This is a genomic window from Kluyvera genomosp. 1, from assembly GCF_001266615.1.
GTDB lineage: Bacteria > Pseudomonadota > Gammaproteobacteria > Enterobacterales > Enterobacteriaceae > Kluyvera > Kluyvera cryocrescens_A.
Map to the genome: position 1 here is coordinate 1 of NZ_LGHZ01000039.1, position 22,962 is coordinate 22,962.

The 22,962-nt window shown below is 51.8% G+C and carries 20 protein-coding genes; 11 read left to right on the plus strand and 9 right to left on the minus strand.

The window, feature by feature from the left end:
• Positions 1–32: 32 nt before the first annotated feature.
• From kdsA to hemA, 6 genes are all read right to left on the minus strand, one after another.
• Entirely contained in the window at positions 33–887 is an 855-nt protein-coding gene (kdsA, locus tag KP80_RS19465) for a 3-deoxy-8-phosphooctulonate synthase (protein ID WP_052285295.1), read from the minus strand.
• A 223-nt stretch (positions 888–1,110) separates the two neighbouring features.
• A complete protein-coding gene (gene sirB1, locus KP80_RS19470; RefSeq protein ID WP_052285296.1) occupies positions 1,111–1,920 on the minus strand; it encodes an invasion regulator SirB1 in 810 nt (269 codons plus the stop codon).
• A gap of 3 nt (positions 1,921–1,923) precedes the next feature.
• Entirely contained in the window at positions 1,924–2,316 is a 393-nt protein-coding gene (locus tag KP80_RS19475) for a SirB2 family protein (protein WP_052285297.1), read from the minus strand.
• Positions 2,313–3,164, minus strand: a complete 852-nt coding sequence (gene prmC, locus KP80_RS19480) for a peptide chain release factor N(5)-glutamine methyltransferase (protein WP_052285298.1) — start codon at positions 3,162–3,164, stop codon at positions 2,313–2,315. The genes KP80_RS19475 and prmC overlap by 4 nt, the downstream gene beginning before the upstream one ends.
• Complete coding sequence (gene prfA, locus KP80_RS19485) at positions 3,164–4,246, minus strand: peptide chain release factor 1 (RefSeq protein ID WP_052285299.1); 1,083 nt, start codon at positions 4,244–4,246, stop codon at positions 3,164–3,166. Before prfA ends, prmC begins: the two co-directional genes overlap by 1 nt.
• Before the next feature lie 35 nt (positions 4,247–4,281).
• On the minus strand, positions 4,282–5,538 hold the full coding sequence (gene hemA / locus KP80_RS19490; RefSeq protein WP_052285300.1) for a glutamyl-tRNA reductase: 1,257 nt from the start codon (positions 5,536–5,538) through the stop codon (positions 4,282–4,284).
• 209 nt (positions 5,539–5,747) lie between these two features.
• Between hemA and lolB the strand changes: the two genes are divergently transcribed.
• From lolB to dauA, 4 genes are all read left to right on the plus strand, one after another.
• Complete coding sequence (lolB, locus tag KP80_RS19495; protein ID WP_052285301.1) at positions 5,748–6,371, plus strand: lipoprotein insertase outer membrane protein LolB; 624 nt, start codon at positions 5,748–5,750, stop codon at positions 6,369–6,371.
• A complete protein-coding gene (ispE, locus tag KP80_RS19500; protein ID WP_197276174.1) occupies positions 6,371–7,219 on the plus strand; it encodes a 4-(cytidine 5'-diphospho)-2-C-methyl-D-erythritol kinase in 849 nt (282 codons plus the stop codon). The genes lolB and ispE overlap by 1 nt, the downstream gene beginning before the upstream one ends.
• A gap of 208 nt (positions 7,220–7,427) precedes the next feature.
• A complete protein-coding gene (gene prs / locus KP80_RS19505; protein ID WP_112203978.1) occupies positions 7,428–8,375 on the plus strand; it encodes a ribose-phosphate diphosphokinase in 948 nt (315 codons plus the stop codon).
• A gap of 123 nt (positions 8,376–8,498) precedes the next feature.
• Positions 8,499–10,181 (plus strand): C4-dicarboxylic acid transporter DauA, encoded by a 1,683-nt coding sequence (gene dauA / locus KP80_RS19510; RefSeq protein ID WP_072129174.1) that lies wholly within the window; start codon positions 8,499–8,501, stop codon positions 10,179–10,181.
• A 51-nt stretch (positions 10,182–10,232) separates the two neighbouring features.
• On the opposite strand, the gene KP80_RS19515 is transcribed toward dauA, so the two are convergent.
• Complete coding sequence (locus tag KP80_RS19515) at positions 10,233–11,696, minus strand: pyridoxal phosphate-dependent decarboxylase family protein (protein ID WP_052285304.1); 1,464 nt, start codon at positions 11,694–11,696, stop codon at positions 10,233–10,235.
• Between the two features lie 13 nt (positions 11,697–11,709).
• The gene (locus KP80_RS19520) at positions 11,710–13,095 is read right to left on the minus strand and encodes a diaminobutyrate--2-oxoglutarate transaminase (RefSeq protein WP_156315701.1); all 1,386 of its coding nucleotides are present in this window, start codon (positions 13,093–13,095) and stop codon (positions 11,710–11,712) included.
• A 615-nt stretch (positions 13,096–13,710) separates the two neighbouring features.
• On the opposite strand from KP80_RS19520, the gene lysC reads away from it, so the two are divergent.
• On the plus strand, positions 13,711–15,072 hold the full coding sequence (gene lysC, locus KP80_RS19525) for a lysine-sensitive aspartokinase 3 (protein ID WP_052285306.1): 1,362 nt from the start codon (positions 13,711–13,713) through the stop codon (positions 15,070–15,072).
• A gap of 117 nt (positions 15,073–15,189) precedes the next feature.
• On the opposite strand, the gene ychH is transcribed toward lysC, so the two are convergent.
• Positions 15,190–15,474: a stress-induced protein YchH gene (ychH, locus tag KP80_RS19530; protein WP_052285307.1), complete on the minus strand. Its 285-nt coding sequence runs from the start codon at positions 15,472–15,474 to the stop codon at positions 15,190–15,192.
• A gap of 278 nt (positions 15,475–15,752) precedes the next feature.
• On the opposite strand from ychH, the gene pth reads away from it, so the two are divergent.
• The 6 genes from pth (at position 15,753) to KP80_RS19560 (ending at position 22,900) form a co-directional block, all read left to right on the plus strand.
• Positions 15,753–16,337, plus strand: coding sequence for an aminoacyl-tRNA hydrolase (gene pth, locus KP80_RS19535; RefSeq protein ID WP_052285308.1), 585 nt, complete (start codon positions 15,753–15,755; stop codon positions 16,335–16,337).
• Between the two features lie 216 nt (positions 16,338–16,553).
• On the plus strand, positions 16,554–17,648 hold the full coding sequence (gene ychF, locus KP80_RS19540; RefSeq protein ID WP_052285309.1) for a redox-regulated ATPase YchF: 1,095 nt from the start codon (positions 16,554–16,556) through the stop codon (positions 17,646–17,648).
• An 871-nt stretch (positions 17,649–18,519) separates the two neighbouring features.
• Positions 18,520–20,079: a phage tail sheath family protein gene (locus KP80_RS19545; protein WP_052285310.1), complete on the plus strand. Its 1,560-nt coding sequence runs from the start codon at positions 18,520–18,522 to the stop codon at positions 20,077–20,079.
• Positions 20,080–20,157: 78 nt separating this feature from the next.
• Entirely contained in the window at positions 20,158–20,628 is a 471-nt protein-coding gene (locus tag KP80_RS19550) for a phage tail protein (RefSeq protein WP_052285311.1), read from the plus strand.
• Between the two features lie 159 nt (positions 20,629–20,787).
• Entirely contained in the window at positions 20,788–22,581 is a 1,794-nt protein-coding gene (gene vgrG / locus KP80_RS19555; RefSeq protein ID WP_052285312.1) for a type VI secretion system tip protein VgrG, read from the plus strand.
• Between the two features lie 19 nt (positions 22,582–22,600).
• Positions 22,601–22,900, plus strand: a complete 300-nt coding sequence (locus KP80_RS19560) for a PAAR domain-containing protein (protein WP_052285313.1) — start codon at positions 22,601–22,603, stop codon at positions 22,898–22,900.
• Positions 22,901–22,962: the final 62 nt, after the last annotated feature.

Sequence of the window (22,962 nt, forward strand, 5' to 3'; positions counted from 1 at the left end):
AACAGGCCGGCTTTTTTATAGATCACACAGCGTTATTTGCTAGTATCCAGCTCATCAAAACCTTTAACCAGGTCGTCGATAGCTTTCATTTGCTTCAGGAACGGCTCCAGCTTATCCAGTGGCAGCGCGGACGGGCCATCGCAGCGTGCGTGGTCTGGATCTGGGTGCGCTTCGATGAACAGACCGGCAATACCGACTGCCATACCGGCACGCGCCAGTTCAGCAACCTGTGCACGACGACCGCCGGATGCGGCACCAAACGGGTCACGACACTGCAGCGCATGGGTGACGTCAAAGATAACCGGGGAGTTGTTGGACGCTTTTTTCATCACGCCAAAGCCCAGCATATCGACAACCAGGTTGTCGTAACCGAAGTTTGCACCACGGTCACACAGGATAATCTGGTCGTTCCCGCCTTCAATGAACTTGTCGACGATGTTACCCATCTGGCCCGGGCTTACGAACTGTGGTTTCTTCACGTTAATCACTGCGCCGGTTTTCGCCATCGCTTCAACCAGGTCTGTCTGGCGAGCCAGGAACGCAGGCAGCTGAATAACGTCAACCACATCAGCAACCGGCTGTGCCTGGCTTGCTTCGTGAACGTCAGTGATGATTTTCACGCCGAAGGTTTGCTTCAGTTCCTGGAAAATCTTCATCCCTTCTTCCAGGCCTGGACCACGGTAGGAATGAATGGAGGAACGGTTGGCTTTATCAAATGAAGCTTTGAACACGTAAGGGATACCCAGTTTCTGGGTCACGGTCACGTAGTGCTCGCAAATACGCATTGCCAGATCGCGTGACTCCAGCACGTTCATGCCGCCAAACAGAACAAACGGCAGGTCGTTTGCTACTTTGATATCACCAATGCTAACCACTTTTTCTTTCATAAGATCGCCTTGTTAGGGTATTTCCGCGATTATATACGCAAATCATCTAAGTTACATCAAAGGGGCAAGGGAACGAATTAGCCCCGCTAAAGACTGGCCTACAGCAAGCGCGAGATGCCCTTGCGTTATTCCAGAAACGCACCCAGGCGTAACTGGAATGTGGCGGCTCAACCGGTACATGAGCCGGCTGAAGGATGTGGTGGATAACCGAGGTCATCCACTTCTAGTGAAGAGTCACTTGCTTATGCGCGATGGTATTAATCTGCGCGCGAATCATTTCGCTTATCGGGTCTTCCGGGCACTGTTCAACGAAGTAATTCAAATCATTCAGCGCGATATGTTCACACTCGAGCTGTGCATAGATAAGCCCACGGTCGCGAATTTCATACGGGTCTTCCGGGTTAAACTGCAGCAACGTTTGGCTGGCCCCTAGCGCCAACTCCATCTGCCGCTCTTCCATCAGCGCCGATTTCAGCGTATCGAGCAGTTTACGGACGACTTCCGCATTATCCGCTTCGTCGAGATCTTCATTGAACAGTTCCGCCGTCGGGCTGATGTTGCCTTTGAGCCACACTTCCAACGTGTGCTCGTCGAGGGTCTCGCCGTTGAACGGATTCACCAGCCACAGTTCTTCGTCGTCAACATCGGCGCGCAGCAGCAGCTGAGTCGGGAAAATCACCGGCACAACTGGAATATCGAGATGGCTGGCAATCCACAGCACTATCGCCCCCAGCGCGACCGCACTGCCCTGACGATTTTTCAGCACCTGATCCAGCCACAGCGCGTCTGACAGACGATAGACGCCGGAAGAGTCGCCAAAATTCCATTCGTGATAAAACAGTTCAATCAGACGCTCCATTTGGCGCGTCAGCGTCCAGGAGGGGCTAATCTCCTCGCGAGCTAATGCCACCAGGCATTCGAGCTGCTCACGCACCTTCTGCGAGGGAAAATCATCACGAATCATTTCGGAAATAAGGATCATGCCATCGCACAGCGGCGCTTTATTAAATTCAAAATCAGCCAGTGACTTCATACCTTACCCCAACAACGGAACTTTAGTGATGGCGAGTTTAACGATGATGCACAACACCACCAGCGCGAGCAGGAAGGCGACAAAGCCACTCTGCTGACTGCGCGGACGACGACGTCCAAGCGCGACAAAACCCAAAAAGATGTAAATAATAACGCCAAACAGCTTCTCCGTCAGCCATGTCCCTTCTTCGGTGAAAGGAAAATAGCGCGTCATCAGCATCAGCGCGACGCCGCTCAGAAGCAGCACGCTGTCGACCGCATGCGGCAGAACACGCACCCAGCGCGCATCCAGCATGGCGTTAGCATGGTGTTTCCACCAGTAGCGTAGTGCAAAAAAACTAACGGAAACAATGGCTGACCCTATATGTAAATAGAGCACCCACAGAAACAGATTCATTGACTCATCTCCACGTGACCCGGCCACTGCGCCAGCGTCAGGCGATCGTTATCACCGTAGTCACGACAGGTTTGGGCATGCTGATAGCCCGCATCGTCGAACAGTGCGCGTACCGCTTCGCCCTGCTTCCAGCCATGTTCCAGCAGCATATAGCCACCCGGCAACAGATGCTGACGCCCCTGACAAATGATATGTGCCAGATCGGCAAGGCCGTTTTGCGCCGCCACCAATGCCGTTTTCGGTTCAAAACGCACATCGCCCTGAGCAAGGTGTTCATCCTGCTCATCGATATAGGGCGGATTGCTGACAATCATGGCAAAACGCTGTTCATCAAGCGCACTGAACCAGTCGCTTTGCACAATGGTGATGTTGTGAATACCCAGATTATCGGCATTTCGCTGAGCCAACTTCACCGCATCGGCAATAAAATCGACGGCGGTCAACTGGCAGTCCGGGCGCTCACTTGCCAGCGCCAGCGCCACGGCGCCGGTTCCGGTGCCAAGATCCAATATCTGGCACGGCATCTGCGGCAAACGTGCTAACGCCTGCTCAACTAAACATTCCGTATCCGGGCGTGGGATCAGCGTCACCGGAGAGACAAACAGCGGCAACGACCAAAACTCACGCGTGCCCACCAGATGAGCAACGGGCTCACCGTTAGCACGCCGTGCCAGCAGTTCTGCCAGTGCTGACATCTGCGGGTCGGTCAGTTCGGTCTCATCAAAAGCCAGAATGTAAGTCCGCGCTTTGCCCGTTACGTGTCCCAGCAGGATCTCGGCGTCGCGCCGCGGGCTTTCGCTCGCTGCGAACGCCGTGATGGCCTGTTGCAGCCACTGTCGATAAGTCATCATTCCGTGTCGGACAGCGCCGCCAGCTGATCGGCCTGGTATTCCTGCACGATAGGCTCGATAAGCATATCCAGCTTGCCTTCCATCACTTCATCCAAGCGGTAAAGCGTCACGTTGATGCGGTGATCGGTAACGCGCCCCTGCGGGAAGTTGTAGGTACGGTTACGATCGCTGCGATCGCCGCTGCCCAACAGGTTACGGCGCTCAGAGGCTTCCGCCTGCTGACGACGGGCAATTTCGGCCGCGCGAATACGCGAACCCAGCACCGACATCGCTTTGGCTTTGTTTTTATGCTGGGAGCGTTCATCCTGACATTCCACCACAATGCCGGTTGGCAAGTGGGTAATACGAATTGCGGAGTCGGTGGTGTTAACGTGCTGACCGCCCGCGCCCGAGGAGCGGAAGGTATCAATACGCAGGTCGGCCGGGTTGATATCCGGCAGCTCGGCTTCTGGCACTTCTGGCAAGACGGCCACGGTACACGCAGAAGTATGGATACGCCCCTGAGATTCAGTGGCTGGCACGCGCTGTACACGGTGACCACCAGACTCAAATTTCAGACGACCATAAACGCCCTCACCGCTGATTTTAGCGATCACTTCTTTGAAGCCACCATGCTCGCCTTCGTTGGCGCTCATGATCTCTACGCGCCAGCGGCGGGATTCCGCGTAGCGGCTGTACATACGGAACAAATCACCCGCAAACAGCGCCGCTTCGTCGCCACCGGTACCGGCGCGTACCTCGACAAACGCGTTGCGCTCGTCGTCCGGATCGCGCGGCAGCAGCAGAACCTGCAGTTGCTGTTCCAGCTGCTCTTCACGCGCTTTGGCTTCCTGCAACTCTTCCTGCGCCATTTCGCGCATTTCAGGATCATCGAGCATCATCTGCGCGGTTTCAATATCTTCCTGAACCTGGCGCCAGGCGGTATAACAACGAGACACGTCGCCCAACTGTGCGTACTCACGCGACAGCGCACGGAAACGGTCCTGATCGGCAATAGTTGCTGCGTCCCCCAGCAGCGCCTGAACTTCTTCATGGCGCTCGTAGAGAGCTTCCAGTTTAGCAACAATAGAAGGCTTCATTGGCGTAAATGCACCTTGTAATAAATAGAGTTGTGCTACTCCAGCCCGAGGCTGTTGCGCAGAATATGCAGGCGCTCATCATCCCCGTCACGGGCGGCCTGCTGAAGTGATTTGGTTGGCGTGTGGATCAGGCGGTTGGTTAATTTACGCGCCAGATCCTGCATGATGACCTGCGGATCGCCGCCCTGCTCGAGCGCGGCAATCGCTTTTGCGGTGAGTTCTTCACGCGCACTTTCCGCCTGAGCACGATAATCACGAATGATATCGCTGGCGCTTTGCGCGCGCAGCCAGGCCATAAATTCGCTGGCTTCCTGCTCGACAATCGTTTCAGCCTGTACCGCCGCGGCTTTGCGCTGCGCCAGGTTGTGCTGAATGATATTTTGCAGGTCATCTACGCTGTACAGATAGGCGTTGGCGAGTTTCCCCACCTCCGGTTCAACGTCGCGCGGTACGGCGATGTCGACCAGCAGCATCGGCTGATTGCGACGCGCTTTCAGTGCGCGCTCAACCATGCCTTTACCGATAATCGGCAGCGGGCTGGCGGTTGAACTGATAATAATGTCGGCCTCTTTTAGCCGCTCGTCGACGTCGCTTAGGGCAATCACTTCCGCCCCAACTTCGTCCGCCAGCACCTGTGCTCGTTCCCGAGTACGGTTGGCAATCAGCATTTTTTGCACGTGATGTTCGCGCAGATGGCGCGCCACAAGCTCGATGGTCTCACCTGCGCCAACCAGCAGCACCGTGACCGTCGAGAGAGATTCAAAGATTTGTCGCGCGAGAGTACAGGCAGCAAAAGCCACCGACACCGCGCTGGCGCCGATATCCGTTTCTGTGCGCACGCGCTTAGCAACGGAGAATGATTTCTGGAACATGCGTTCCAGTTCGCTCACGTTGAGATGACCGCGGCTAGAATCGGCAAACGCTTTTTTGACCTGACCTAAGATTTGCGGTTCACCAAGCACCAGCGAGTCCAAGCCACTGGCGACGCGCATCAGATGGCTGACGGCGTCGTTATCCTGATGCCAGTAGAGGCTCTGGCGAAGTTCGGTTTCGTTTAATCCGTGGTAATCGCACAGCCAGCGGATAATCGCTTCATGCTGATTATCCTGCTCTTCGACGCTCAGATAGAGCTCAGTGCGGTTGCAGGTCGACAGGACCACTCCCCCTTGTACCATTGGCTGAGCCAGCAGGCTCTCCAGCGCCTGGTCAAGCGTATCTGGCGAAAACGTTACACGTTCTCGCAGCGCTACCGGGGCTGTTTTGTGGTTAATGCCAAGAGCTAAAAGGGTCATTGTGCGGGAGTAGTACCAGCGTTGATAAGGTTAGTCTGAGCGCATCATACAGGATGCGCGAGATCAATAAAAGGGAGGCTCCCCTTTTGGAGTAATAGGCAAGCTGGGTTAATTTTATGATTTAAGACAACTTGAGCGTAGACGCTGCCCCCCGGCGACGCTAGCATTAAGCGTAATAACTGCAACGCATTTCAAGGATTGTCATTATTATGGCCCTGTCTGATTTCCGCATGGTTCGTCTGCTGCCGCTGGCAGCCCTGGTTCTTACCGCCTGTACCACCACACAACCGCAGGGTCCGGGCAAAAGCCCAACCTCCCCTGAGTGGCAGCAGCATCAGCAAGAAGTGCGCAAGCTTAACCAGTTCCAGACGCGCGGCGCCTTTGCTTATCTTTCTGACCAGCAGAAGGTCTACGCACGTTTCTTCTGGCAGCAAACCGGCCAGGACAACTATCGCCTGCTGCTGACCAACCCATTAGGTAGCACCGAGCTTGAGCTGATTGGCCAGCCGGGTTCCGCCCAGTTGACCGATAATAAAGGCCAACACTACACCGCCGCCGACGGTGAAGAAATGATTGGCAAGCTAACCGGAATGCCCATTCCCCTCAACAGCCTGCGCCAGTGGATCGTTGGCCTACCGGGTGATGCTACCGACTATAAGCTTGACGACCAGTACCGTCTGAGCGAGCTCAACTACACCCAGAACGGGAAAACCTGGAAAGTGGTCTACGGCGGCTACGACAGCAAAACCCAGCCGACGCTGCCATCCAATATGGAACTGACCCAAGGCTCACAGCGCATCAAGCTGAAAATGGATAACTGGATCGTTAAATGATGACCCGCTGGCCCTCTCCCGCAAAGCTGAACCTGTTTCTCTACATTACCGGGCAGCGTCCTGACGGCTACCACACGCTGCAAACGCTGTTTCAGTTCCTGGATTATGGTGACACGCTGACCATTGTGCCGCGCACCGATGGCCAGCTGCGGCTGCTCACGCCGGTTGATGGCGTGCCTAATGAAGAGAACCTGATTATTCGCGCCGCGAGACTACTGATGAAGACCGCGGCCGACAGCCAGCGTCTGCCAGAGGGCAGCGGTGCCGACATCAGTATCGACAAACGTTTGCCGATGGGCGGCGGCCTGGGCGGCGGTTCGTCTAACGCCGCCACCGTCCTCGTCGCTCTCAACCATCTTTGGCAATGTCATCTCTCAGAAGATGAGCTCGCGACTATCGGCTTAACGCTGGGAGCCGATGTACCGGTGTTTGTTCGCGGTCATGCCGCCTTTGCCGAAGGTGTCGGCGAAGTGCTGACGCCGGTGGAGGTGGCGGAAAAATGGTATCTGGTTGCCCACCCGGGCGTCAGTATTCCGACCCCGGTCATTTTCCGCGATCCGGAGCTGCCACGAAATACCCCCGTCAGGTCAATAGAAACGTTATTAAATTGTGAATTCGCTAATGATTGCGAGGTTATCGCAAGAAAACGTTTTCGCGAGGTTGATGATGTGCTTTCCTGGCTGTTAGAATACGCGCCGTCGCGCCTGACTGGAACAGGAGCCTGTGTCTTTGCTGAATTCGACACAGAACTCGCTGCCCGCCAGGTGCTTGAGCAAGCCCCGGAATGGTTGCAAGGCTTTGTGGCGAAAGGTGTAAACCTCTCTCCATTGAAGCAAGCCCTACTCTGAGTCATTCGGATTTCCGCCAGTTTTGCTGACGAAAGAAGAAAAGTGATGAGTAAACCCTGCCGGGCAAACTGAGCTCCGGTGACAACGTCACCCCGTTCCAGACGTTGCATCGCGCTCTTTAATACACCGCCTGGATGAAATCGCGCCTGGCCCGCACAGTTTTTGGCCCGTTTCATCCACCACTGGACGCATGCCTGAGGTTCTTCTCGTGCCTGATATGAAGCTTTTTGCTGGTAACGCCACCCCGGAACTAGCACAACGTATTGCCAACCGCCTGTACACTTCTCTCGGCGACGCCGCTGTAGGTCGCTTTAGCGACGGCGAAGTCAGCGTACAAATTAACGAAAACGTACGCGGTGGTGATATTTTCATCATCCAGTCCACTTGTGCCCCTACTAACGACAACCTGATGGAATTGGTTGTTATGGTAGATGCCCTGCGTCGTGCTTCCGCAGGCCGTATCACCGCCGTTATCCCTTACTTCGGCTATGCCCGCCAGGATCGTCGCGTACGTTCTGCTCGTGTACCTATCACCGCTAAAGTTGTTGCTGACTTCCTGTCCAGCGTTGGCGTTGACCGCGTACTGACCGTAGACCTGCACGCAGAGCAGATTCAGGGCTTCTTCGATGTTCCGGTTGATAACGTGTTTGGTAGCCCGATTCTGCTTGAAGATATGCTGCAGCTGAACCTGGAAAACCCAATTGTGGTTTCTCCAGACATCGGTGGCGTCGTTCGCGCACGTGCTATCGCTAAACTGCTTAACGATACCGACATGGCTATCATCGACAAACGCCGCCCGCGTGCGAACGTTTCCCAGGTTATGCATATCATCGGTGATGTTGCCGGTCGTGACTGCATTCTGGTTGATGACATGATCGATACCGGCGGCACGCTGTGTAAAGCAGCTGAAGCGCTGAAAGAACGTGGTGCAAAACGCGTATTCGCTTACGCAACTCACCCGATCTTCTCCGGTAACGCGGTAAACAACCTGCGTAACTCCGTCATCGACGAAGTTATCGTCTGCGATACCATCCCGTTAAGCGATGAGATCAAAGCGCTGCCAAACGTCCGTACCCTGACCCTGTCCGGGATGCTGGCCGAAGCGATTCGTCGTATCAGCAACGAAGAATCCATCTCTGCCATGTTCGAGCATTAATCGGATTTGGTTAAAAAACCCGCTGCGGCGGGTTTTTTTGTCTATAGTGTTTATTTGTATGATTTATGCCAACTTCACTGCCATTCACCTGACAGATGATGCGCTCATGGATGAAACAGTATTGTGAATAAATTATTCTCCCCCGATATCATGCCTTTCCGCGCGCTGATTGATGCCTGCTGGAAAGAGAAATACAGTTCCGCGCGCTTTATGCGCGACCTTATCGCCGGGATAACCGTCGGTATTATCGCCATTCCGCTGGCCATGGCGCTGGCGATTGGCAGCGGCGTAGCACCACAGTACGGCCTTTATACCTCAGCCGTCGCTGGGATTGTTATCGCCCTAAGCGGCGGTTCCCGCTTTAGCGTTTCCGGGCCAACTGCCGCCTTTGTGGTGATCCTCTACCCCGTTTCTCAGCAGTTCGGCCTCGCCGGTTTGCTGGTTGCCACGTTGATGTCCGGCTTATTCTTGATTCTCTTTGGCCTCGCCCGTTTTGGCCGTCTGATCGAATATATCCCGCTGTCGGTGACCCTCGGTTTTACCTCGGGGATCGGCATTACCATCGGGACCATGCAGATTAAAGATTTCCTCGGCCTGCAAATGGCGCATGTACCTGAACATTATCTGCAAAAAGTGGGCGCGCTGGCGATGGCCTTGCCGACCATCAATTTCGGCGATGCGGCGATAGGCGTCGTGACCCTTGGGACTCTAATCCTGTGGCCACGCCTCGGTCTACGTCTGCCAGGACACTTGCCTGCGCTGATTGCCGGCTGCCTGGTGATGGTCATCGTCAATCTGCTTGGCGGCCACGTCGCCACGATAGGCTCCCAGTTCCACTATATTCTGGCGGACGGTTCCCAGGGGAACGGCATCCCGCAGCTGCTACCGCAGTTTGTCCTACCGTGGGATCTACCCGGTTCGAGCTTTACGTTAAGCTGGGCCTCTCTGCAGGCACTGTTGCCTGCTGCCTTCTCGATGGCAATGCTGGGCGCGATTGAGTCGCTGCTGTGTGCCGTCGTGTTGGACGGCATGACGGGTACCAAGCACAAAGCCAATAGTGAGCTTATCGGCCAGGGACTGGGTAACATTGTGGCGCCATTCTTTGGCGGGATTACCGCAACTGCGGCGATTGCTCGCTCCGCCGCCAACGTGCGTGCAGGAGCAACTTCACCGGTTTCAGCGGTAATTCACGCGGTTTTAGTCATTCTGGCGCTGCTGGTTCTCGCCCCTGTGCTGTCGTGGCTGCCGCTGTCGGCAATGGCCGCTCTGCTGCTGATGGTGGCGTGGAACATGAGCGAAGCGCACAAAGTCGTTTATCTGCTGCGCAAAGCGCCGAAAGACGACATCATCGTGATGCTGATTTGTATGTCGCTCACCGTGCTGTTCGATATGGTCATTGCCATCAGCGTCGGCATCGTGCTGGCGTCACTGCTGTTCATGCGTCGTATCGCACGGATGACCCGTCTTTCGGCGGTAAACGTCACTGTTCCCGACGATGTGCTGGTATTGCGCGTCATTGGTCCACTATTCTTTGCCGCTGCCGAAGGGTTGTTTACCGATCTGGAAACGCGCATTGCCGGTAAAAGAATTGTGGTGCTGAAGTGGGATGCAGTGCCAGTGCTGGATGCCGGTGGTCTCGATGCGTTCCAGCGTTTCGTCAACAAACTGCCGGAAGGCTGTGAACTGCGGGTCTCGAATCTTGAGTTCCAGCCGCTGCGCACCATGGCGCGCGCCGGTATCCAGCCAATTCCGGGACGTTTAGCCTTCTTCCCGAACAAAGACGCCGCGCTGGCGGACATTCAGTAAAAAAAATGGCTCCCCAGGGAGCCATTTTCATTTCAGCTATAACGTTAAACGTTACGCTTTCAGCAGCTGTTCTGCCGTCTCTTTCACGCTGGCCAGCAGGACTTTAACGTCCTCCAGGCATACCGTTGGGTTCAGCAAGGTCAGCTTCAGGCAGGTGACGCCATCCGCTTCGGTCACACCAACGTTAGCGCTGCCGGAAGCCAGCAGAACGTCGCCGATGCGCTGGTTCAACAGCGCGACAAACGCCATATCGGTGCTTTCCGGGCGGAAGCGGAACAGAACGCTCGCCAGTTGTGGCTCCATCACCAGCTCCAGATGTGGCTGGGCAGCAACAAACTCAGCAACATCACGGGCAAGCGTAACGCCGTTATCAATGATTTCGGCATACTGCTTTTTACCCAGTGCTTCGAGACCCATCCACAGTTTCAGCGCATCGAAACGACGCGTAGTCTGCAGGGATTTCGACACCAGGTTTGGTACGCCATGCTCTTCATCGAAGTCAGAGTTCAGGTACGCAGCCTGGTAACGCATCAGCTCATAGTGACGCGCTTCTTTTAACAAGAATGCGCCGCAGCTGATGGTCTGGAAGAACTGCTTATGGAAGTCCAGGGTGACAGAGTCAGCCAGTTCCAGCCCGTTGAGGAAGTGACGATACTTCTCAGAAAGCAGTAACGCCCCGCCCCACGCGGCATCCACGTGCATCCAGACCTGCTGTTCCGCAGCCAGTGCAGCGATTTCCGCTAACGGATCGATAGCACCCGCATCGGTAGTACCGGCGGTAGCAACAATGGCCATCACCTGTTCACCGTTGGCTTTCGCCTGCGCCAGCTTCTTACGCAGATCGTTAAGATCCATACGCGAGAATTTATCGGTTTTCACCAGCGTCACGGAGCGATAACCCAGCCCCATCAACGCCATGTTTTTCTGCACGGAGAAGTGGGCATTTTCAGAGCAGAACACTTTGATTTTGCTCAGATCGCCAGTTAAACCATCCTGTTGGATAGAGTGACCCTGACGCGCGAAGAACGCGTCGCGAGCCAGCATCAGACCCATCAGGTTGCTCTGGGTGCCGCCGCTGGTAAACACGCCCGCATCGCCTGCGGTGTATCCCACCTGCTCACGCAGCCACTCAATGAGTTTGATCTCAATGATGGTCGCGGACGGGCTTTGGTCCCAGGAGTCCATACTCTGGTTCGTGGCGTTGATCAGCACTTCCGCGGCCTGGCTAATCACCAGGCTTGGGCAATGCAGGTGCGCCACGCACTGCGCATGATGCACGGACAGACTGTCTTTAAGGAAATATTCAACCGCACGCTCGATAGCGGCCTGGTTGCCCAGGCCCCCGGAGGTGAAATTCAGGCTGATACGATCACGCAGCTGTTCAACGGTTTTGCCCTGATACATCTCAGGCTGCTTCAACCATTCGACAACGGCTTTAGTGCTCTGCTCGATAGCGTCCTGATAGGCAGCAATGCTCTGCGCCGAACCGGACAGAATCGGGTTTACATCAGACATTCGACCCACTCCGTTAAACCGGCTTCACGCCAGCGCCCAGCAAGGCGTTTTCAAATTTATCGAGGAAGATTTCCAGCTCTTCATTGGTGATAAGCAGAGACGGCAGCAGACGCAGTACGCAACCGTGACGACCACCGCGCTCCAGAATCAGGCCGGATTCGAAGCATTTTTTCTGCAGCAGTGCAGACAGTTCGCCATCGGCTGGGTAGCAGCCCATGTGATCCTGCGCTTCGTTTGGTTTTACGATTTCGAGACCAATCATCAGGCCCAGACCGCGAACCTGGCCGATAACCGGATAGCGTTTCTGCAGTTCTGCCAGTTTGCCTTTCAGCCACTCGCCCTGGGCGGCAACTTTGTCGGCAATCTTGTCGTCTTTGAGGATCTTCAGCGTCGTTAAACCGGTGGCCATTGCCAGCTGGTTACCACGGAAAGTCCCGGTGTGGTGGCCTGGAGCCCACGCATCAAACTGCTTTTTAATCCCCAGAACCGCCAGTGGCAGACCGCCGCCGACCGCTTTGGACATCACGATGATATCTGGCTCAATACCGGCGTGTTCGAAGGCGAACAGCTTACCGGTACGGGCAAAGCCGGCCTGGACTTCATCGATAATCAGCAGAATGCCGTGCTCCTGAGTCACTTTGCGAATGCGCTGCAGCCACTCGACCGGAGCCGGGTTCACGCCGCCTTCACCCTGAACGGCTTCAAGAATAACCGCCGCAGGTTTACGCACGCCGCTTTCAACGTCGTTGATCAGGTTTTCAAAGTAGTAGGTCAGCGCTTTGACGCCCGCTTCGCCACCGATACCCAGCGGGCAACGGTATTCGTGCGGATACGGCATGAACTGAACTTCTGCCATCATGTTGCTGACGGCTTCTTTTGGCGACAGGTTGCCGGTCACGGACAGCGCGCCATGGGTCATACCATGGTAGCCGCCGGAGAAGCTGATGATGCTAGAACGACCGGTGACTTTTTTAGCCAGTTTCAGCGCCGCTTCCACGGCATCTGCGCCGGATGGGCCGGTAAACTGCAGGCAATACTCTTTGCCCTGTCCCGGTAATAAAGAGAGTAAATAAGATGAAAATTCATCTTTTAATGGCGTAGTAAGATCGAGCGTATGTAACGGTAGGCCACTGGAGATGACACTTTGAATGCTTTGAAGCACATCGGGATGATTATGACCAAGCGCCAGAGTACCGGCACCTGCCAGACAATCAAGATATTGATTATTTTCAACATCAGTAATCCATACGCCCTGCGCTTTGGCAATCGCCAATGGCAGTTTACGTGGATAGCTTCTGACATTAGATTCAAACTCAGCTTGTCTTGCTAAAAAGGTATCATTGCTTTGCGGTAATGAATTAGCATTTAAAGTATCAATACGGACTTTATCCGTCATCATATCACTCCTACAAGCAGGCGTAGATTTGCGCCCGATTGAATAAATGGTTAAAAGGATTGCCTGTAAAAAAACGCGGCTAATATATGTTGTTTTAAGCATGGACTCAATCATTTATTTTTCCGCGCTTTTTAACAACTTTTTTCCCTTTAAAATCAACCAATAGCGTTAACTCATCAACAACGATTTCAGCAAGAATTGTTACCATTTATCTTAAACAGCAACAGATGGCTACAATGCGGACAATCTAATGAAATCCATCAGATTGACAGGGTTTTATTAATTTTTTACACGTTTTTACCATTAATAGAGTAAGTCTTCTTTAGTTAAAGCACGATCTTTAACTTGTTTATGGTTTATTAAAATAAATAAGTCGATCCCTAAGGATAAATCACTTAGTATGGCGCGCTTATTTACATACGCTGTAAATAAACAGTTAATGCGCATTCCCCGGTAACGAGCGACAGGCGAAACTCGTTATCGACAACAGGAGTATTTCCTGGGTTGTCATTAGAAATGTTCGCGGGCGGACATTTCGTAAGGCGAAGCAGTCTTCCCTTATGCCGAGAATGAAAATTTTCTAGCCATGTATTTATGGCGCCCTGATATGAGATTGTTATGACTCGCATTTATCCACAGTTCATCGTTGCCAAATTTGGCGGCACTAGCGTTGCTGATTTTGATGCAATGAATCGCAGCGCCAGCATTGTCCTTTCCGATCAAAATGTTCGTTTAGTGGTTCTGTCGGCCTCGGCAGGCGTCACAAACTTGCTGGTCGAGCTTTCTGAAGGTCTGGAAAGCCATCTGCAATTAGACAAGATTGAGACACTTCGCACTATCCAGCACAACATCATTTCTCGCCTGAAGAACCCATCCATCATCAGCGCAGAAATTGATAATCTTCTCGATAATATTGGCCGCCTTGCGCAAATTGCGATGACGTCTCCGTCAACCGCATTGAGCGATGAACTGGTGAGCCACGGGGAGTTGATGTCGAGCCTGCTTTTCACCGAAGTTTTACGTGAACGCGGCGTTGAAGCCAGTTGGTTTGACGCGCGTAGCGTTATGCGCACCGATTCAAACTACGGCTGCGCGGAGCCTGATGTCACGGCGCTGGCTGAACTCGCGGAAATGCACTTACGTCCGCGTATTGAACAAGCCATCATGATTACCCAGGGTTTTATTGGTCGCGATGCCGCTGGCCACACCACAACGCTGGGGCGTGGCGGCAGTGATTACACGGCATCCCTTCTGGGTGAAGCGTTGCATGCAGCTCGCGTGGATATTTGGACCGACGTTGCCGGTATCTACACCACCGACCCGCGCATTGCGCCGCAAGCAAAACGCATCGATAGCATCTCATTTTCTGAAGCCAGCGATATGGCCGCTTACGGCGCCAAGGTTTTGCACCCAGCAACGTTAATGCCCGCGATGCGCAAAAATATTCCGGTGTTTGTCGGTTCCAGCAAAGATACCGTCGCCGGCGGCACGTTGGTCTGTAGCACAACGGAAAACCCACCTAGCTATCGCGCGGTTGCCGTGCGCCGCAAGCAGACGCTGCTGCGCCTGCACAGCCTGAATACGCAACCGTCCTATCGTTTCTTAGCGCAGATTTTTGCTCTTTTAGAACAGCATACGGTAGCGGCAGATCTGGTTACCACGTCTGAGAACAGCATTGCGCTGGCGCTGGATTCCACCAATGCCACGTCCGGTGAAGATCCGACGCTGACTACCGCGCTATTCACCGCCCTTTCTTCGCACTGCCGCGTTGAAGTGGAAACCGGATTGGCGCTGGTCACTCTTATCGGCAATCAGCTGACCCAGGCATCCAGCGTCTGCAAAGATGTCTTCGCTCGTTTTGACGAACATGCGGTGCGGATGATTTGTCACGGTGCATCGACTAACAACTTGTGCTTCCTGCTGCCGGGCGATGTAGCCGATAGCGCAGTAAAAGCATTGCATCAGCGCTTATTTGAATAATCGTTTGAACAATAAAATGGGCACGCGGCTGGTTAACGTGCCCTACATAAAGAAAAGTCCCGGTCTTTCGACCAGGACTTCACAAATTTTCTTTCCGGTTCCGTTTGGCGCTATTATTTAGCTGTGGCGATGAGACGTGTTGTTGTTACGGCGGCAGCGTTTGTCATAGTGACGCACCCACCAATATCTGTCGCTAATACGCTCATGCCCACCCACACGCGCCCCGGTAAGCCAAAGTACGGCACCGACGAAGATGCTGAGGATCGCACCATGTGCAAAGAACTGTGGCAGGTTAAGTTGCGGCAGCTGGTTTAAAATGGAATAACCGACGCCTACGACCATCACGATCAAGCCTAACCCCATAAGCACATTACCGAGTAACGAAGCGTTTTTGCGTTTCATAGTGTCACCTCCGTAGATTGGCTGCGGGTTTAGGGATATATCCCTATTCCTAGTGTGTAAAGTATAGACAACACCACAAAATATAATTGCGCCTCCGATCACAAATGAGCACATATAATCAACAAAACTTTACATTTAAGTTACTGAAATGCATTAAATCCATATTATTTCTTTTTAGAACTATTCAGTTTTCACCCCTTTCGCCGCTAATTTTTGTCAACCGCGCTGCCACGACGTAAACTAGCCGCCGGAAAGATTGCCCACTCAGGAATAACTACGTGACGATTAAACTGATTGTCGGCCTGGCCAACCCCGGTGCAGAGTACGCACAGACGCGCCACAACGCGGGCGCCTGGTATGTCGATTTGCTCGCAGAGCGTTTTCGCGCCCCGCTGCGAGAAGAAAGTAAATTTTTTGGCTACACCTCCCGCATTAATATGGCTGGAGAGGATGTTCGCCTACTGGTGCCCACGACGTTTATGAACCTCAGCGGCAAAGCCGTTGCGGCACTGGCCACCTTCTATCGCATTAATCCAGATGAAATTCTGGTGGCGCACGATGAGCTGGATCTGCCGCCAGGCGTGGCAAAGTTTAAGCTCGGCGGTGGCCACGGCGGCCACAACGGGCTGAAAGATATCATCAGCAAATTGGGGAATAACCCTAATTTTCACCGCTTACGCATCGGAATCGGTCATCCGGGCGATAAAAGTAAGGTTGTCGGTTTTGTCTTGGGTAAACCCCAGGCGGCTGAGCAGAAACTTATTGACGATGCGGTAGACGAAGCGGCGTGCTGCACTGAGGTTTGGCTGAAAGACGGCCTGACGAAAGCCACTAACCGCTTACACGCTTTCAAGGCGCAATAAGTATCCAGTGATACACAAATCCTTCATACCGCACTCAGGGCGATTTTGGCTCTGCAACCGTAATGAGGCGCGCGTCGGCAAAGCCTGCCGCACCTGAAGGATAAAGTGCATACGGTATTTTTCCCGTATGACGTGTATAATAGGCAGAGTTATTTACTTTTCTACAATCTGTTTTCGATAACAGGTTGAAAATCAAAAGATTAAGGTGATTTAAACATGGGATTCAAATGCGGTATCGTTGGTTTGCCAAACGTAGGCAAATCCACCCTGTTCAACGCGCTCACTAAAGCGGGTATTGAAGCGGCAAACTTCCCGTTCTGTACTATCGAGCCGAACACCGGTGTGGTCCCGATGCCCGATCCGCGTCTGGATCAGCTGGCTGAAATCGTTAAACCACAGCGTATTCTGCCAACCACCATGGAATTCGTTGATATCGCGGGCCTGGTAAAAGGCGCGTCTAAAGGTGAAGGCCTGGGTAACCAGTTCCTGACCAACATCCGTGAAACCGAAGCTATCGGTCACGTCGTTCGTTGTTTTGAAAACGACAACATCATCCACGTTAACAACAAAGTTGACCCGGCTGATGATATCGAAGTCATCAACACCGAGCTGGCGCTGTCCGACCTCGACACCTGTGAGCGCGCTTTGCACCGCGTGCAGAAAAAAGCCAAAGGTGGCGATAAAGACGCAAAAGCGGAACAGGCTGCACTGGAAAAATGCCTGCCACAACTGGAAAACGCCGGCATGCTGCGTGCACTGAAAACCCTGACCGAAGAAGACAAAGCGGCAATCAAATACCTGAGCTTCCTGACCCTGAAGCCAACGATGTACATCGCCAACGTCAACGAAGATGGTTTTGAAAATAACCCATACCTCGACAAAGTGCGCGAAATCGCCGCTGCCGAAGGTTCTGTAGTTGTTGCCGTTTGCGCGGCTGTTGAAGCCGATATCGCTGAGCTTGACGACGCAGACCGTGAAGAATTCATGGCTGAAATGGGCCTCGAAGAACCCGGCCTTAACCGCGTTATCCGCGCCGGTTATGAGTTACTGAGCCTGCAAACTTACTTCACCGCTGGCGTGAAAGAAGTGCGTGCATGGACCATCCCTGTTGGCGCAACTGCCCCACAGGCCGCGGGTAAAATCCACACCGACTTCGAAAAAGGCTTCATCCGCGCGCAGACCATCGCGTTTGAAGACTTCATCACCTACAAAGGTGAGCAAGGCGCGAAAGAAGCCGGCAAGATGCGTGCAGAAGGGAAAGATTACATCGTTAAAGATGGCGATGTGATGAACTTCTTGTTCAACGTCTGATTAGTTTCTGCTTTCTCATGGGATTTACGAAATCTCATGCAGATAGCTAAGAGTTGAAAAAATCCACGCTCTATAGCGTGGATTTTTATTTTGCTAATTCATAGACATCTTCTACTTATTCCCCTGCAGGGGATCCACTACGGTAATCTTATCGTTTTTATAAGAATCTCGCACATCTTTGTGCTTCCTGAATATCTGTCAGTTCGGTTTCAATAACCCCATAATAATTTATTTTATTTCTCAGAATAAACGTCAGCATAGCGGCCTGTAACATGATCAGCCTCATTAATTACACCTGGGAAATTCCGGAGCCACTTTCACTGGGATACTAATAACGTAATGATAAAACCCTGCCCTTAACAACCCCATAAAATATATCAATATCATTGTCAATGGTATCAAAATTGCTATTGCTAATATCTACATCAAATGACATAGCGATGACATGCAAGCATTTTATATCAATCATATAAGCGCTTAAGTGGACTCAATGTTAAACAATAAAGAACTACGTACTCATGGGTAAAAGTCATGAATTTTATAATCCGTTGCGTCAAAAAACACGGAATAGTTATCTCTCCAACCAACAAACATAGAACGTTAAATCCGAGAGTCAGGCGGTGAGTTCCGCGGTAATCGTGGGTTATCACTAACAGACTAAACAAGTACTAGAAAATGTTTATATCAGTAAAGATAAAAATGTAACCAAAATTTCCCAACAACGAGAGTTGACAGAAAACACGGAAAACGCTATACCAGACTCATCAAAAGTTAATAAGATAGTTTTAATTGAATGCCTTTCTTAACAGCGCTATTTCTGTGTGTTAACAGATAGGCATGGTTGCCAATCAATGACATGAAGGTCCAAACTATGGACGTAATGAAAACACCTGGCGTATATATTGTTGAGCAGAATGCATTCCCAAACTCAGTTGTTGAAGTTGCCACTGCGGTTCCCGCGTTTATCGGCTATACCGAAAAAGCAGATAACGGGGGTAAATCGTTAAGCAATCAAGGGTGTCGAATTACCTCTATGTCGGAATACCGCCAATATTTTGGCCGTGAACCTCAACATTTATTTGAGATATCCGAAATAAGCACCACGCATGATGCGAATACCCGTGAGGCATTCAAGCAATCAGGAAAAACCTACCAAATAACGCAATCAAACACCCGCCATCATCTTTACTACAGCATGCTATTTTTCTTCCAAAATGGCGGCGGCCCTTGCTATATCGTCTCGGTAGGTAATTATTCCGATGATATCGACGCAGCGGTATTAAAAGGCGGCATTCTGCCACTGATTAAAGAAGCCGAACCCACGATGCTGCTTATTCCTGAAGCCATTCAACTGGCCGAGGACGACTGTATTAACGTCGAGCAGGCAATGCTAGGCCACTGCGGCGGCAAGATGAAAAACCGAGTAGCTATCCTGGATGTCTGGAACGGTTACAAAGACCGCCAACACCCTGACGGTGACTGCGTTGAAAGCTTCCGCTCAAAACTCGGTACCAACTATCTCGATTACTCCGCGGCTTACTATCCCTGGCTCAATACCTCCATCGTGCAGGACAGCGATGTCAGTTTCCTCAACATCAGTAATATCGATAAGTTAGCTGAACTGCTGAACGGTGAAGTTGCGCTGATGTTCAGTGACTTAGAAGGTCTGTCTGAGGAAGAACTGAGTACGGACGGTAACAAACTCAGAGCCACGCGCAAACAGGCAATGCTTGATGAAATTGCCAAGCTCAGCGCTGAGTTCCCACGGCCGGATGCGGTGCTACTGCACAAGATTCTGTCGAATATGAGTCCGCTATACCAAACCATCATGGCGGACATTAAATTCCAGCAAAATATCCTGCCGCCTTCTTCGGCAATGGCGGGTATTTATACCATGGTCGATAACTCTCGTGGGGTGTGGAAGGCGCCGGCTAACGTCAGCGTTAATGCCGTGGTCTCCCCGACCGTCAGTATCAGCGATGACGGACAAGAAGATCTGAACGTCACAACTCAAGGTAAATCAATCAACGCCATTCGGCCGTTTATTGGGGAAGGTACACTCGTATGGGGAGCCAGGACGCTGGATGGCAATAGCCTGGACTGGCGTTATATCAACGTCCGACGCACGATGATTATGCTAGAAGAGTCCATTAAGCTTGCTTCTAAAACCTATGTCTTTGAGCCTAATGTGGCTAACACCTGGGTGTCGATGGAAAGCATGCTGGGCAATTTCCTGTACGGTATCTGGAAGCGAGGCGGGTTAGCCGGTTCAACGCCAGGGGACGCTTACAATGTCAGCGTAGGTCTGGGCAAGACGATGACCGGTAACGATATTCTGGAAGGTATTTTGCGTATTACCGTTATGGTTGCGATAGTTAGGCCAGCTGAGTTTATCGAAATTACCTTCCAGCAGAAAATGCAGGAGTCGTAGATTCTACCCCCTGCATAATCGCATGGTTAGCATTCAGTATCGTCAAATATAACGTGGATAGCATTTCAGGAGACTCCCATGGCCGATGATGGTTTAGCACAATCCGACACCATATGGCCAATGCCGAAATTCCATTTCGAAGTGAAATGGGATGGCAGTGCTGGTGTGGGAATGGTGTCCGCATTTCAGGAAGTTTCAGGACTTGATTTAGACGCACACCCCATCGCATATCGCGCGGGTAATAGCCCGGTATTTTCGATAATAAAAATGCCCGGATTAATTAAAAGCGGCAACGTCACGCTTAAGAAAGGTGTTTTTAAAGGTGATAACAAGTTCTACGAATGGTATTCGAAGATCAAAATGAACACCATCGCCCGAACTGCCGTGACCATCAATCTGCTCGATGAAAAAGGCACGACTCGTAAAAGCTGGACGGCTTCTAATGCCTATCCCGTCAAGCTGAAAATGGCCCCTTTCAACTCAATGCAAAATGGCATCGCGATTGAAGAAATTGAAATTTGCCTTCATCATTTGAAAAGGAACTTATAACCGTGCCATTAGAAATAAAAAAGCTCGCGATTAAATCAAAAACCATAAAAGCAGTTATTATATTGAGGTTGCCAGGACTAATAATCTGGTCAGTGCCCGACAGATCAAGCCGGGCACAAAAATTTACTTCCCACCTTTAATTTAGACATCAGGGTAATTATGACCATTTCTCCATTAAGTAATAATAGTACTGGTGTAACTACCTACACCATTAAAGTCGACGGTAAAGCGATTGATAGCGCAATAGGCGTTATCGCTATCCACATTCATTACCAAGTTAATCATATTGCCACTGCCGAGATAACCATTAGCGATGGTGATATGCCAACCCAACGTTTCGATATCAGCGATGCCGATACCTTCAAGCCGGGATCAACCATTTCAATTTCTGCTGGCTATGCGAGTGATGAACAAACCGTATTCGACGGTATCATTATTAGTCATGGAATAGAAATCGCAGCAAATAACAGCTCATCACTTAGCGTTGTCTGTAAAGATCAGGCTGTTGCGATGGCGGTTGCTAAGCATAGTCAATGTTTTCTCGCGAAATCCGACAGCAAAATCATCAGCACCCTACTCGCAAATTATCCCAATATCACCGCCTCCGTAGGCAGCATTACCGACCCTCACCCAGAGTTGGTGCAATTTAATAGTACGGATTGGGACTTTATTCTTACCCGAGCAGAGGCAAATGGTTTTGTCGTCACCAATCAGTCGAATAAGGTCACCGTTGATAAGCCGGCAATAAGCAATGCAGCAGCGCTTGTCGTCACCTACGGAACGGATTTGATGTCATTTTCTGCAAAAGTCGATGCACGAAACCAACTCAAATCCGTCACCGCCACCGCGTGGGACTCAACTAAACAGAGCATGGTGACGGGAACCGGACCCGCTCAATCAATCTCAGGACAAGGGAATTTAACCAGTAGTGAGCTGGCAAAAGTGTTGGGCATTAGCGATTACACGCTTCAAACTGCGTCTACCCTGAGTACCGATTCGTTAACGCGCTGGGCAGATGGACAACAGGTCAAAGCGATGCTGAGTAAAGTACGTGGAAGCGTCACTTTCCAGGGAAACGCCAGCGCGACTATCAACAGCCTGATTGAGCTTGCTGGCGTGGGTGAACGCTACAACGGTTCGCATTATGTTAGCGGCGTTCACCACAGTATTGAAAAAGGCCAGTGGATTACCACCGCTGAACTCGGGATGTCTCCAATGTGGTCAGCGGATCACCGCGATATTGGTGCACCACCAGCGTCAGGTTACCTGCCGCCAGTCGATGGGCTGCAAATCGGGGTGGTAACCAAATTAGATGGCGATCCTGAGTCAAACTATCGCATTCAGATAAAGATACCGACGCTAAATAGCGAAGCGAATGTCATCTGGGCACGATTGTCCTCTTACTATGCTTCCTCGGGTTTTGGCAACTTCTTCATTCCTGAAGTGGGGGACGAGGTGATCGTAGGCTGTATCAACCAGGACCCCAGTAACCCCATTATTCTAGGCTCGCTGTATAGCAGCAAAAATAAAATGCCGGAAGAGATAACATCCGACAATTATATCAAGACCCTTGTCACCAAAAGTAAAATGAAAATTATTTTTGACGATGAGAATAGCGTCATGACGTTAAAAACACCCAACGGCAATACTATTGTTATCAGCGATAAGAATAAATCAATCACCCTTGCCGACCAAAATAACAATATGATATGCATGGATAAAGACGGTATTGCTATCACCAGTAGCAAAGATGTCACGATTTCAGCCAAAGGGGGCGTCAATATTAGCTCCACTCGCGATACCACCGTTAAGGCCACCGGTGATGCAAAAATTTCCGGGTTAAATGTTTCTGCGCAAGCCAACACGGGCTTAACGCTAAAAGGCACGGCAACCGCGGAACTCTCTTGTTCGGGAATAACGACCGTCAAAGGTGCCCTGGTCAAAATTAATTAGCGACTAACGGAGGAGTGATATGCCCTTTGCAGCAAGAATTACGGATCTACAGATGTGTCCAATGGCAACCCCTGGGCTCCCACCTATTCCACATGTCGGCGGCCCGATTATCGGGCCAAGCGTGCCAACGGTTTTAATTGGCTCTTTGCCTGCCGCAGTGGTTGGGGATAGCTGTGTCTGCGTTGGGCCGCCATCAACCATTGTGAAAGGCTCGGCCACCGTACTCATTGGCGGTAAACCGGCGGCCAGAATGGGTGACACCACCAGCCACGGTGGAAGCATCACGATTGGCTGCCCTACGGTCATTATTGGCGGCTAATGACCAGCGGCGAGAATATCCCTGTCGAAGGATATTTCGTCGCATAACAACATTATCCGCTG

Bases quoted from the DNA above. Each gene is read 5' to 3' on its own strand.
- kdsA (WP_052285295.1), bottom strand. From the start codon at position 887: ATGAAAGAAAAAGTGGTTAGCATTGGTGATATCAAAGTAGCAAACGAC.
- sirB1 (WP_052285296.1), bottom strand. From the start codon at position 1,920: ATGAAGTCACTGGCTGATTTTGAATTTAATAAAGCGCCGCTGTGCGAT.
- KP80_RS19475 (WP_052285297.1), bottom strand. From the start codon at position 2,316: ATGAATCTGTTTCTGTGGGTGCTCTATTTACATATAGGGTCAGCCATT.
- prmC (WP_052285298.1), bottom strand. From the start codon at position 3,164: ATGACTTATCGACAGTGGCTGCAACAGGCCATCACGGCGTTCGCAGCG.
- prfA (WP_052285299.1), bottom strand. From the start codon at position 4,246: ATGAAGCCTTCTATTGTTGCTAAACTGGAAGCTCTCTACGAGCGCCAT.
- hemA (WP_052285300.1), bottom strand. From the start codon at position 5,538: ATGACCCTTTTAGCTCTTGGCATTAACCACAAAACAGCCCCGGTAGCG.
- lolB (WP_052285301.1), top strand. From the start codon at position 5,748: ATGGCCCTGTCTGATTTCCGCATGGTTCGTCTGCTGCCGCTGGCAGCC.
- ispE (WP_197276174.1), top strand. From the start codon at position 6,371: ATGACCCGCTGGCCCTCTCCCGCAAAGCTGAACCTGTTTCTCTACATT.
- KP80_RS19515 (WP_052285304.1), bottom strand. From the start codon at position 11,696: ATGTCTGATGTAAACCCGATTCTGTCCGGTTCGGCGCAGAGCATTGCT.
- KP80_RS19520 (WP_156315701.1), bottom strand. From the start codon at position 13,095: ATGATGACGGATAAAGTCCGTATTGATACTTTAAATGCTAATTCATTA.
- lysC (WP_052285306.1), top strand. From the start codon at position 13,711: ATGACTCGCATTTATCCACAGTTCATCGTTGCCAAATTTGGCGGCACT.
- ychH (WP_052285307.1), bottom strand. From the start codon at position 15,474: ATGAAACGCAAAAACGCTTCGTTACTCGGTAATGTGCTTATGGGGTTA.
- ychF (WP_052285309.1), top strand. From the start codon at position 16,554: ATGGGATTCAAATGCGGTATCGTTGGTTTGCCAAACGTAGGCAAATCC.
- KP80_RS19545 (WP_052285310.1), top strand. From the start codon at position 18,520: ATGGACGTAATGAAAACACCTGGCGTATATATTGTTGAGCAGAATGCA.
- KP80_RS19550 (WP_052285311.1), top strand. From the start codon at position 20,158: ATGGCCGATGATGGTTTAGCACAATCCGACACCATATGGCCAATGCCG.
- vgrG (WP_052285312.1), top strand. From the start codon at position 20,788: ATGACCATTTCTCCATTAAGTAATAATAGTACTGGTGTAACTACCTAC.
- KP80_RS19560 (WP_052285313.1), top strand. From the start codon at position 22,601: ATGCCCTTTGCAGCAAGAATTACGGATCTACAGATGTGTCCAATGGCA.